The sequence below is a fragment of the uncultured Ruminococcus sp. genome (assembly GCF_937915125.1).
Classification (GTDB): domain Bacteria; phylum Bacillota; class Clostridia; order Oscillospirales; family Ruminococcaceae; genus Ruminococcus_C.
Map to the genome: position 1 here is coordinate 26,337 of NZ_CALDMP010000028.1, position 12,425 is coordinate 38,761.

The following is a 12,425-nucleotide window of genomic DNA, read 5'->3' on the forward strand; positions in this document are numbered from 1 at the left end:
CAGCATCATATATTCCCGTACTTTTCGGCATTTATCAAGTCAATGTCGGCAAATAATGTACCCGAACTTGGAGCGTATTTTTCGGTAAAAATTGTATCAATTTGACGGTATTCATCCTCAGTGATAAGGCATTGCCGAAGCATAGAACGAGCCATCGCCATCGTTGCCTGATACAGTTTTTCTCTCTCCATTTCTTCCTTAGACATTGCCGCTACCTCCGAATCTGTCCTCGATGTAGCACTCGTGGCAGCAATACTTCCTATGCGCATTTCCATAAGCTGTGAAAGGCTTTTTACAGTAGGCGCAAACGAATTCGTAATTTGCTTTTTTATCCACACGGTCGAGATGCTCATTCCACCATTTCATCCGGCATTTGTCGGAGCAGAACTTTCTCTGCTTTCTGCCAGTGGATACTTGTATTGGTTCACCACAACAGGGACAAATCCCGTTCTGCACATCGATTTGATTTTCTTCCGGTTTGTTCCGCTTGTAAAAGCTCTTGATTGTATTCTCCGACAGCCCCATCAACTGACCGATTTTCTTATATCCAAAGCCGTCTCTTTTGTAGGCTAAGATTTGTTTTTTTTGCTCATTTGTCACAATCGCAGACCTCCAATCATCAAGGGTTGTTCCTTCGATTCATAGTTGAATCGTTAATTAGTTCTCCCTTTGACAGCTATGTATTGGAATCTGCGATTATTCCGTTTTGCGGCAAAAAAATAATGCCTACCAAGGAAACGACTCCTCGATGGGCATTATTGCTGTGTGATTATTCAGTTATCCTAGCAGTTCATTGACTCGCTTCTGTACTGCATTGTAATCATAACCTGCAGCAGTCAGTTTCTGTTTACGTTCCGCACCATTGCCCCATTTGCCTTGAATGACTTCACGAGCAATTTCGTCAATGGATTTCTTGGATGGATAAACGATATTTCCGTTCCAATCACAAACAGAATAGCCGTCTTTACAAGCTCTTTTCGCATTCTCCAAAGAGGCATATGCACCAATTTGACTTTTTGCATCAGCCCATGTTTTGCGGACACGATAAAGCTGTGTTGTTGCAGGTGCAGAAGAACCGGAGTTCATGTAGGATTGCACCTTTTTCTTAAACTCTGCCCAATGGGGCAGAATGTACAGAGGACACGTTTTGTACGGATTTTTCGCTGTATTGAGATAATCCACAGTACCAGACTTCCCATCACGGACATTCAGCCAGTGCGTGTGGGTGTAAAGGTGGTTGATGTCAAGATTATATTTCTTTAAAAGTGCAGCCGCAAGTCTTGCACAGTTATCCTCGGACTTCTTATCCTTGTCATTGTATGCAGAAGACATAATACACTCAATCGCAATGGTTCTGCGGTTGCCGTTTCCGCTACCATCAGCGGCGTGCCAGCCGCTAAGCGTTAAAGGGAGATTCTGCCACGCACATGTGTTGTCAACATAATAGTGAACTCTGACATCGTTCATATTGCCGTTGACCGTTGCTCTGGTGTACTGCTCCGCAGGAGTCGTCCCTGCAGCTGTTGTAATCCAATCGGTGTTGTGAACAGTAATACCAATAATTTTGCCCTCCATAGATACAGAGGGCATATCAATATGATTTGGATTGTGGTTTGTTAGCAAATACTCGTTGACGGTTACACCACCGAGGGTTGTTGTTTTATCAGGTTTTAAGATAGCCATATTATTCGTCCTCCTTGTCGCTTTTCTCTTCTATTCTGCCGACTTTTGTTTGCAGAACATCGATTGCTTTTTTGATTGCGGGCGGAAAAGGAACTCCCATAAGTGATGTATTTTCTACAATAGACAGCAGTTCATTCAGGCAAAAGCTAATGCAGACGGCATCACGAATGTAAGTTGTACCGAGCAGAATATCCATTCTCACTGCAACAGCAATAAGAAGCAAGGTGCAGACCTTTTTTGCAAGTCCAAACCAGCCTGCTTTTGAAGATAAACCTCCGCTGTCAGTGTGCTTTGATCTGCCCATGGCTGCAGTGACCACACCTGTAAATAAGTCCACCCCCATAAATACAATAAGAGTAACAAGAGCAGAATCCCAACCGCCAAGCAGTGTGGCGATGAAGCCACCAACAATGCCAGCAATCATACAGATCCATTCTTTCATAAACATCATCCCTTCATAAATTTGATTGTTTTAATCATCGGATGTGAGTTGTCCGATGTGCCTTTAAAGGCAAGATAATATTCTCCATCCTGTACATTTTCCAGTGACTGCATAACGGAAATATATGTATCGGAATAAAGCCATTTGAATGATAACTCCACTGCATTGCCTGCCTGTATTTCTTCATAGATATACTGAGCAAGTTCAGAGCCTGTTTTATCGATTTTTCTCACAAGATAGAATTCTGCATCCTGCGATGCTCCTACTGTATAGCTGAGAATCAAATGCATGGAAGAAGTCAGAACAACTGGTGTCAGACAAAGAACAAATACCGTTCCTGCCCAGCTGAAATCGGTCTGGTTGAAGTATAGCGCAAAGTCATTTTCAGCACAGCAGAAATGCGGATAGCTTTCCACAAAGCCCGCAAGAGAACGGTAACCGTCATTATAATAGGTGTATATATTTTCGCCGTAATCGGTCAGTGAATCTGCACTTGCTTCAAACAAAACAGTATAGCTAACGGATGCCCCGTTCTTGATGAGATTCTCCAGATAAACAGCATTTTCCTTGATTTTCTGCAACTGGTCTTTGGTGGCATAATTGGACAGGTCAACTTCCGGTGCATCCTTTCCCGGTTGTCCGTCTGCGCCATCTTTTCCGTCAGTACCTTTCAAAGAGGCAAGCCATTCTGTTTCTGTTCCAGTAAATCCATGCTCTACGGCAATTATGTATGCGGATTTGCCGTCAGAGCCATTAACTCCGTCTTGACCATCTTTACCGTCTGAACCTTCAAGTGAAACAAGCCATTCGGATTCTGTTCCAACAAACCCGTTTTCTACAGCAATTTCATAAGCAGATTTCCCATCAGAACCATTGACTCCGTTCTGACCGTCTGTACCATTCTGACCATCAATGCCGTCTTGCCCTGGTGCACCATCGACACCGTCTTTGCCGTTGATGCCGTCTTTACCATCAAGACCTTTCAGACTTTCCAGCCATTCAATTTCAGTACCGACAAATCCATTTTCCACTGCAATTTCATACGCTGATTTTCCGTCTTTTCCTTTATCGCTAATTTTCTGCAAAAGCTGTGTGTATAAATCCGGTGTTGGAGGTATCGGACTGTTGTCATCATCTCCTACAAACCCGGATTGACGAATATTCAGCGTGATAGGAACAGTCGTTGCACGAAGTCCCTCCGTATTCTCAGCATCATAACCGAACACCGACATTTTCACAGCACCTGCATGAAGTTCTGCTGGCAGCAAGCAAGACAAGCCATCCGTTCCAAGTACTCTGTTGTAAGTTTCATCGCACTGCGTAAACTGTACCACCTTATGGAACTTCTTCCAGTCACCGTCAAAGGTAAATTTTAACGTGACAAATGCAATCTGGTCGGATGCAATGATCTCACGCTCCAGAATTTCAATTTTCTGCTGTCTGACTAAAAATTTCAGCATCAATCATTCACCTCATTCCACGTATAATTTTCAGTATCGTATTCCAGATAGCCATCTGTACACTGAATTTTCTTCAGATAGTCATTGTAATAATGCTGACCGGAGGACATCCAGTTGTTCGGCTTTTGAATGGCATTCCATTGTGCAATTGTGCCTTCATAAGTAATTGTTTCAAGGCTGCTGCAATAGGTTATGACATTAGCACCGATAGACTTGCATTTTGCAGAAATTGTCAGACTGGAAAGTGCAGAACAGGAAGTGAACATAAAAGCACCAATCATGCTGCTGTCAATCCGAGCCGTTTTCATCCTTGCACAATCACGGAATACATAATCCCCGACTGATGTTACACTTGCAGGTACCGTAATTTCGGTCAGTTTTGTATTACAAAATGCATAATCACCAATAGATTTGACAGATGACGGAATTGTAATCTGTTCCAGACCGTGTACAACACCAATCAGATCTTCATGAATGGCAAATGCCTCTGAACCAATTGATGTAACAGTAGTCGGCAGAGATGCCTTTTTCAGATTATCACAGTCCTCAAAAATCTTTTGCCCCAGTTCAGTAATGTTGGAAGAAACAGTGATACTCTCCACAATTGCATTTTTGTAAAATGGAGAACGGTTATCTGTATCATATTTATAAGTCGCACCGCTGCCATTCAGTTTCAAAGAGCCATCAGAATACAATGCATAAAAAACATTCTCTCCACACTGTCCGGCAGAAACCAGAATAACACCTGTTGTACCGCAGATTTCCTCTACTTCTGCTAAACGCTCCTGAAATTCTGCAACACGATTATTCAGTTCTGTAACAGTTTTATTGTAGCTGTCTAAAGCGGCAAGAATTTCAGAAACCTTGCATTTTCCAAGAATACACTTCACATAACCGCACTTTTTCTCATCACTGCGGTAATCCTTGATATTGGACTGAGAAATGCTTGTGATACCGCCATTTAAACGGACTGACGCAAGTGTCAGATAGGTTTTCGTGTCTGTATTTTCAAAGGTAGGAACAGACGGAGAAGTTGCTGCCGTGCCGGACTTGACTTCCAGCTTGCAGGCACGAACGGAATCACTCACATCACAGCTGATGCCTATGATTACATAACGGCTTAGAGATTCATCAACATACTGCCGCAGGTCAAGGGTATACGCCATATCGTTGATGAAATAATGACCGCCAATCCATGCTTTTCCTGTACCCATTACAACAGATAAATCACCGCCTGCGGTCACTGAAAAGTTATCTCCGTATGTATCAAGAATGCCGTTACAAATCAGGCTGGACAGGTAGCCTGTGAAATCTTCTGCGGTATACACTCTGTCCAGATTCTTTGCATTGAAAAATCCATATGAAAATGCCATAAAATCACGCTCCTTTGAATGTTGGTGTTAAGCTCCGACCATTCTGGTCAAAGCTTTCAATCATGCCGATCAGCTGTATTTTCGGCTGTATCAAGCCAAATCGTGTATGCTCCACTGTTACATAATCACCGACAAAGTAATCCTTGTTGTACTGATACTGGTTGGAAAATGCTGCGATAGTGGATTCCGATGCCGTCTGCGGAGAAATCATATTTTCTGCACCAGATTCTTTTAATAGCTCCAGATATTCTGCATCGCTGACCTCTTCCTCCTGTGCAGTGTTTCGCTCATCCACATACACTTCATATCGATCAAGGTAAGTAGGTTCTGTATCAGAATAATATGTAGTCCGTTTTCTTGCACTCCCTTCACCACTGCCGAAAACATATGCAAAATTCTTCTGTACAGATGAATCCGCAGCATAGGAAAATGAAAGCAGATTGTTGTAGGAATCAGAGAAAACAATATGCGGATTTTCAGACTGAAGAATACTTCTGTCCGTTCCCTCAAATAAATCGCATTTCAGCGTATTGCCGTCCATGCGGATATTAGCAGATCCGCCGATGGTTTCACAAATGGTATACAGCCATTCCATCAGATTATCATAGCTGACCTGTAATCTTGTTTTGCCCTGCCAGCAGTCACCGCTGACTGTTCCCATAGAAAGTCCTGGAATACTGCGAATGCCTGCCGAGATTACGTTCTGCGACAGCACGTTTCTGACAATGTTTTCGTAGGTGTTGTTCGCTGAAAAAGACGGATAAATAATTCTTCGCTCCAGCAGGCAAGTGAGAAATCTGCCGGATACTGTGAGATAATCGCCATCCTCTGCATCGGTTTCGATTTTCACCGATTCAATGATGCCAAAGTGTTCACTATCATCATCTCTGCCAACAATCCTGCCAAGCTGAAAAATCTCCACATTCTGCGGATTGGCGGCAATGTACACTTCAAATGAACCGCACTGATAATATTCCACGTCCCACAGGAGAGAAGAAAAATTGTCGCAGACTGCAACGAGGTCAATGGAAATTTGTTTTTCATTTGCTGTTAAGCTGTAAATTTCAATCTGCATTTTTCACACTCCTAAATAAGCATTTCTGTGCATCAGCGTGACCTTTAGATTTTTTACACCTCGCACTGCCTGCACATGAAATGTATTTTTGCCCTCCCGAAGAGAAAGCCATGTTGAACCGGATACCAGTCGGTTGATGATATTGCTGTCCACACCGTTACGGGTAAGGGTAACGGTTTTATTGCCTGTTTTGGTTGTAATCGTGATGACATCTCCTTTCAGGATTTCGCCTTTGATTTGCAGGTATTCTCCCGTATCTGCATTATAGATAGTCGGGGTATATGCCGCTATTTCCGGCACTGTTTCACTTGATGAAGCCTCTATTTGAATCGTGAATCCGGTTTCATCACCGTCATTCTGTATGATAATGTTGTCCGTTGTGCTGTAAATGCCCAGAGGAAAAGGAGCATCACTTTCCGGAAACGGGAAATGGAATGCTCCAGTCACTTGGCTATAGTAGGCATAGACCGCAGAGGTACTGTACCAATATGGGGCAGGGCAGATAATGCTGATCTGTCCGCTTGTGAGGGCATCGAAGTTGTTGACTTCGCAGGTCTCTACATACCCTTCCGTGTACACATCAATTCCGGCAGTCTTGTAGAAAACCTTGATATATCGGGACGGTTTGACTACACGATACAGCAGATGTCTGCGTTTTTCAATATCAATCCCACGCATCTGAAAGGAGATAACCACATTTCTTTTTTCGATAAAGGAATTGTTCAGATAGCTGCCGTCCATACCTGCGTAGGTGGAGGTGCTGATTGTTCCGGCAGGAGGATTCAAGCCGTCAATTTTTGAGGTCATGTATTGGTTGGCGGTGGCGGATAGGTTCACTTGTTCGCCGGATTCGTTTTCGAGGATGAGGGTGAAATACATGTGATACCTCCTTGTTTTTTCTTGTGGAGTGTGGTATAATAAATGTACAAATAAAATATGTTGTTCCAAACGAATGAAGGAGTTGATGACGATGTTAGAAGATTCAAAATTGTTTCAAACTGTTGAAAAAATTTTGAATGAGCGAGGAGTTATTCAGCGTTTTGAAAATGAAAATGGAAAAATCATTGGAAGAATGATGATTACGCTTGGTGAAGTACCTGAAAATTTGAAAGCAGAAATTTGTATTGATGATGGAGATTTTACCTTCATTGGTACGTTTGATTTCTATGATTCAGAGATTGGTTTAGTGATGAATACAAAAACAAGAAAACTTAAAAGTGGATTATGGATAACTGAACAAAAAGCAGGTGCCGAACCACCATCAGAAGATTGGTGTCATTTCTTTATTGAAACACTTGTGAAATCTATTCACGAAGATGGTACTTTTGGTTATCCATTATATACATTTTGTTCTAGTACGGGAGATTTCACTGTTGTACCGGAAAGCCCTGATGCATAAACTTTCACCCCATTACACATTCAACGCATTCCGTGTCAACCGATAAATCTCCAACCGTGACAATGCCTTCGGCGATTGATTCGTCTGATTCACCGTTTTCCGGTTGTCGGTATTGTAATAATTGTTCACCGTTCCACCGGAACTGCCGGGCAGCATTGCTCCGGAGATTCCATGCAAGCTGTAATTCAAATCAGAATCCATGGTTATCCGCATTGCCTGAGCAACACCACCGACCGCTTTTTCCACATACTTCTTGCTCTTGTTAATGCCCTCAGCTAATCCTTTCATAAAGTCCGGCATCCAGCTTTCGTAGTCCGTCAACGGGCCTTTGTCCGGTACAGAAAAGTGCAGAAAATCACGAATGGTATCTGCCACACCAGTGACTGTATCCGCCAGATTGTTTATCATGCTCTTAATGCCGTCAATGATACCGCTGATAATATCTGCACCCCAGTTCCATGCATCAGAGGCAAGCCCCTTGATCCAGTCAACCGCCGCCTGAAATCCGTCCTGAATGGCAGTTTTCACGCCGCTGACCTTTGTGGAAACAGCGCTTTTAATGCTGTCCCAGATGTTGGAGATCGTGGATTTGATGGTGTTCATGATGCTTGAAATCTTGCTGGAAATAGAATCCCAAACAGAAGAAACCACGCTTTTGATGCTGTTCAGAATGGGACTCAAAAAGCCATAAATCGCATTCCAGACCGAAGTTATCACAGACTGAATCGCACCAAGTACTGTGTCAATGGCAGTTTTGATTCCATTCCATATAGTTTCAAAAGTGGTCTTAATACCCTCCAGAATCGGCGTCAGAAATGAAACGATTGCATTCCAGATAGCGGAAATCTTCTGCGAAATCCAGTCCATCGCCGTACCGATTAGAATCTGAATCGCCTGAAATATTGTCTCAAATAAATATTTGAAAGCATCCAGAAGAGGCGCAATGGTTTCATAAATGCTGTTCCAGACAGTCATAATGGTGTTGTAAATGGTCTGGAATACTGTGGAAACCACTGTGTAAATGGCGTTAAAAATATTGCTGAAAAAGGTGTAGATTCCAGTCCAGATGTTGACGAAAAAGTCTCGGATTCCGGTAATAATCACGGTAAAAAATGTGGAAATATTCGTCCAGATATTCACAAAGAAGTCCTTGATAGAAGTCCAGACCTCATTCCAACTTGTACCGAACCAGCCAAGCACCACATCGGCAATGCCTTTCAAGGTGTTCAGTATATTGGAAAACGTGTTTACTATAAAATCCCAAATGGAAGTAAATATGCCTTTAATGCCGTCCCACAGCTGACTCCAGTTGCCGGTAAACAAGCCGATAAACACATCCAGCAATCCCAGAATGATGCCGGAAATTTCAGAGAAAATATTTGCGATATTCTGGAATACGCCCTCAAATACAGGTGCGAGCAAGTTGCACAAAGCATCCCAAGCCGCTTTCAGCATTTCTGTGAAGCTCTCAAAATCAAATCCCAGCGCATTGATGCGGTCGGTGATGCCTTGCGTCAGATTGGAAAATGTACTCTTGATCTGTTCCCAGATACCAAGAATGTTATTTTTGAAATCTTCATTCGTATTCCATAGATGCATAAAAGCCGCCACAAGTGCCGCAATTGCCGCAACCACGGCAAGAATTGTTCCCATTGAAACGCCCAATGCACCGGTAACAGCTGTAATCCCGCCTTTGACCGCACCAATCGCAGCAGGTGCTTTTGATACCAGAGAAAGGACACTGCCAACGCCGGAGATTGTCTTGCCCAGTACAATGAGCATGGGTCCCAGAACTGCCGCCACCAGGGCAATTTTTACAATGGTTTCTTTTGTTTGCGGATCCAGCTGATTCAGCTTATCCACCAATCCTTGCATATGGGAAACAATGGAACGAATGACAGGCATCAGAATGTCACTGAAACTGATTGCCAGTTCTTCCAGCTGAGATTTCAGAATAGTCAGCTGTCCGGCAAGGTTGTCCTGCATGGTTTCTGCCATGGAAAGGGACGTGCCGTCACAGTTACTGATTGCACCGGAAAGCTTGTCAATATCCGTAGGCGCGGCATTCATCAGTGCAAGGAATCCGGACATTGCATTTTTGCCCACAAGAGCCTGTGCAGCAGATGCCTGTTCCGATTCAGAAAGTCCGGCAAAAGCGACTCTGCAATCAGCCAGAATATCGGAAAGTTCACGCATACTGCCGTCTGCATTGGTGGTCTGAATTTCCACTTCACCGAGTGTCTCACCACAGAATTTCACATCGCCTGCAAGGGCAGTCATAATAGAGCGCAGTGATGTTCCTGCCTGGGTGGACTTGATTCCGGCGTTTGCCATCAAGCCGATAGCCTCTGCTGTATCTTCTACGGAAAAGCCAAGAGAGCCTGCAACCGGAGCAGCATACTTAAAGGTTTCGCCCATCATGGAAACGTTTGTATTGGCATTACTGGATGCTGCCGCCAGCACATCAGCAAAGTGGGCACTGTCGGCAGCAGTCAAACCAAAAGCAGTCAACGCATCTGTCACAATATCAGAGGTAGTAGCCAAATCTTCTCCCGAAGCGGCAGCAAGATTCATGACACCTTCGATGCCGGAGAGCATATCTTCTGTTTTCCAGCCTGCCATTGCCATATAGTTCATGGCTTCAGCAGCTTCACTTGCGGAGAATTTTGTTTGAGAACCCATTTCACGGGCTTTGGCACGCAGTGCCTCCAGATCTTCGCCAGTTGCACCAGATACAGCGGCGACTTTGCTCATGGCAGCATCAAAGTCTGCTCCTGTTTTAACAGCAGCGGTTCCCAGAGCAGTGATTCCGGCAGTCACAGGAAGCAGTTTTTCACCTGCACCGGAGATCTTATCACCAACATTCTGCATCACTTCACCAGCTGCACCGATTTTCGCAAATGCTGTGTTGGTTTTATCCGCTTCAGTTTGCAGATTCCGAAGTTCCTGTTCCGTTTCAATGATTTCACGTTGGAGAGCATCGTATTGTTCCTGCGTGATGTCACCGTTTGCAAGGGCTGTATTTGCCTGTTCTGCCGCAGTTTTCAGTGTTTCCAGTTTTTCTTTTGTGGAGGAAACCGCATCGGCTAACAGCTTCTGCTTTTGGGATAAAAGCTCTGTATTGGTAGGGTCAAGCTTCAGCAGCTTTTCCACGTCTTTCAGCTGTGTCTGGGTACTCTTGATGTTCTTGTTGACGCTTTCCAGCGCTTTGGAAAGCTTGGTGGTATCACCGTTAATCTCGACGGTGATGCCTTTGATTCTGTTTGCCATGGGGGTCACCTCCTCGTCAGGGCATAAGAAAAGCACCTGCCGTGGCAAGTGCTTATTATGTTATTCTTCTTCGTTTTCGACATATTTTTGTGGACCGGCGATTATCAAGTCTCTCCAGTCTAATAACACTTGTTTATTGATCAAAAGCATGGCAGATAATTCTTTATTTGTATCAAAGTCAACGAATAGAACATTTCCATTCTCAAAAAAATAAGTGTTATTATGAGCAATCGAATTACGAATGTGTCTAAAAAGGCAGGAGAGCATTGTTTCATGAAACTTATTTGTTTCATCTTCATCTTGAGGAGAATTTGAGTTTGAAGTGTATACATATTTGACAGTTTCATCTTCAGTGATTACTGTTTTATAACGCCACTTTAACACACCTCTTGGACAATCAATACAAATACCAAGATTTGCTCTTTGAACGACATCACTTTTCGCAGCTCTGAGAGTTTTTGTATCAACAAATCCCATCCTTACAAGTGTTTCATCAATGCTGTCGCTACGCAAAAAACAAATACTATTTGTCAATTTCGCTTTTTCAAGTAAAAGTGAGAGTAATTTGTTACTATTCAAGCGACCATTTTTATTCTTCCATCTGTATTCATCACGCAGTATTTCACGTGATATCTCAGCATCAGCCAAATCATTTGTAAGGTAAAACTCTATAATATCGACTTTTTGCTGTGCTTCAAAAGAAGATTGTCCGATGCTTTTTTTATATTGATAAATGTTCGTATGAGGTTTACTACATTCATCGTGTGCAGATTTATTTTTTAGTGTTTTGTTTTCAGCCATGCTACAAATCTCCTTTTACATAGACTAATAGTATTATAGCACGTTTTGTCGAAAAAGTAAAGACTCAGAACGCATCAAAATCACCCTGCGTAGCTTTGTAATCATACTCCGCAGCATCATTCTCACGCTCGGTGAACATATCATTGACGAGTCCAATCGACAGCAGATCCAGATCCGCCATCGACAGACCCAACTGCACACATCGGAGCAGAAACAGCGGCGTTGTCATTTCCCTGTCAATCGGGCGATGTTTTTTTTAGATTCCACCTGTGTTTCGATGTTCAGACCCCATAGTTCAATCAGTTGTGGGAGAATTTCATAAATACTGAACGTGTTAAATTGCTCCAGCCAATTGTCCGGAGATGAAGGAACATTATCAGGGTCTGCGTGTTTTGCCATAATATAGGCGATGTTTTCAAAGACCTCCAAGCTTTCAATGTCCAGACCAGAGCTATCCTCATCGCCCTCAGATACAGATTTTTGCAGTGCCGCAAAGTCCTTGTAAATATCTCTTCCGAATTTCAGGCGATACAATCTGGGTACCGCAGCGCTTGCCTTGAACGGCACTTCCATACCGTCCACCAGAATATTTTTCTTGATTGCCATAGAATCACCCCTTACGATTTAGTTGTGGTCGCTGTTGTCGTGGTCTTCACAGATGTATCCGGATTGTACGGCATTTTGTACCAGTTGTTGTAGGTGGTTTCATCTGTTTCTTCACAGGTCTTTGCCTTCACCAAGCCTGTCGGAAGTGCCGTTGCGGTGAGAGACAGTGTTTCTGTTTTAACCTCAGTAGAATCTTCCGTTGTCTGCCCTTCTGTTGCGGGACGGCTTGCAGAACAACAGTAGAGGACATGACGAATTTTATGCTTGTCACCGGAGAACTCAAACATCAGTGCAAACTGCGCAGGTTCTGCATCAT

The 12,425-nt window shown here is 43.4% G+C and carries 12 protein-coding genes and 1 pseudogene; 1 reads left to right on the forward strand and 12 read right to left on the reverse strand.

The window, feature by feature from the left end; all coding sequences use genetic code 11:
- Window positions 1-5 precede the first annotated feature (5 nt).
- From Q0418_RS03085 to Q0418_RS03120, 7 genes are all read right to left on the reverse strand, one after another.
- Window positions 6-206 carry an SHOCT domain-containing protein gene (locus Q0418_RS03085; protein ID WP_298482136.1) on the reverse strand — a complete coding sequence of 67 codons (201 nt, stop codon included), beginning with the start codon at window positions 204-206 and terminating at the stop codon, window positions 6-8.
- Between the two features lie 571 nt (window positions 207-777).
- The gene (locus Q0418_RS03095; protein WP_298482140.1) at window positions 778-1,683 is read right to left on the reverse strand and encodes an N-acetylmuramoyl-L-alanine amidase; all 906 of its coding nucleotides are present in this window, start codon (window positions 1,681-1,683) and stop codon (window positions 778-780) included.
- A 1-nt stretch (window position 1,684) separates the two neighbouring features.
- Window positions 1,685-2,125 (reverse strand): holin family protein, encoded by a 441-nt coding sequence (locus tag Q0418_RS03100; RefSeq protein WP_298482142.1) that lies wholly within the window; start codon window positions 2,123-2,125, stop codon window positions 1,685-1,687.
- Window positions 2,126-2,130: 5 nt separating this feature from the next.
- On the reverse strand, window positions 2,131-3,585 hold the full coding sequence (locus Q0418_RS03105; protein WP_298482144.1) for a hypothetical protein: 1,455 nt from the start codon (window positions 3,583-3,585) through the stop codon (window positions 2,131-2,133).
- Window positions 3,585-4,958 (reverse strand): leucine-rich repeat domain-containing protein, encoded by a 1,374-nt coding sequence (locus tag Q0418_RS03110; RefSeq protein ID WP_298482145.1) that lies wholly within the window; start codon window positions 4,956-4,958, stop codon window positions 3,585-3,587. The genes Q0418_RS03105 and Q0418_RS03110 overlap by 1 nt, the downstream gene beginning before the upstream one ends.
- A gap of 4 nt (window positions 4,959-4,962) precedes the next feature.
- A complete protein-coding gene (locus tag Q0418_RS03115; protein WP_298482146.1) occupies window positions 4,963-6,033 on the reverse strand; it encodes a siphovirus ReqiPepy6 Gp37-like family protein in 1,071 nt (356 codons plus the stop codon).
- Window positions 6,034-6,036: 3 nt separating this feature from the next.
- Entirely contained in the window at window positions 6,037-6,912 is an 876-nt protein-coding gene (locus Q0418_RS03120) for a phage distal tail protein (protein WP_298482148.1), read from the reverse strand.
- Between the two features lie 91 nt (window positions 6,913-7,003).
- Between Q0418_RS03120 and Q0418_RS03125 the strand changes: the two genes are divergently transcribed.
- Window positions 7,004-7,432 (forward strand): hypothetical protein, encoded by a 429-nt coding sequence (locus Q0418_RS03125; protein ID WP_298482150.1) that lies wholly within the window; start codon window positions 7,004-7,006, stop codon window positions 7,430-7,432.
- A gap of 12 nt (window positions 7,433-7,444) precedes the next feature.
- On the opposite strand, the gene Q0418_RS03130 is transcribed toward Q0418_RS03125, so the two are convergent.
- The 5 genes and pseudogenes from Q0418_RS03130 to Q0418_RS03150 form a co-directional block, all read right to left on the reverse strand.
- A complete protein-coding gene (locus Q0418_RS03130) occupies window positions 7,445-10,702 on the reverse strand; it encodes a phage tail tape measure protein (RefSeq protein ID WP_298482152.1) in 3,258 nt (1,085 codons plus the stop codon).
- Window positions 10,703-10,762: 60 nt separating this feature from the next.
- Complete coding sequence (locus Q0418_RS03135) at window positions 10,763-11,503, reverse strand: hypothetical protein (protein WP_298482153.1); 741 nt, start codon at window positions 11,501-11,503, stop codon at window positions 10,763-10,765.
- Between the two features lie 64 nt (window positions 11,504-11,567).
- On the reverse strand, window positions 11,568-11,732 hold the full coding sequence (locus Q0418_RS03140; protein ID WP_298482154.1) for a hypothetical protein: 165 nt from the start codon (window positions 11,730-11,732) through the stop codon (window positions 11,568-11,570).
- On the reverse strand, window positions 11,729-12,109 hold the full coding sequence (locus Q0418_RS03145; protein WP_298482156.1) for a hypothetical protein: 381 nt from the start codon (window positions 12,107-12,109) through the stop codon (window positions 11,729-11,731). Before Q0418_RS03145 ends, Q0418_RS03140 begins: the two co-directional genes overlap by 4 nt.
- 11 nt (window positions 12,110-12,120) lie before the next feature.
- Window positions 12,121-12,425, reverse strand: a pseudogene (locus tag Q0418_RS03150) (phage tail protein); the annotation flags it as partial.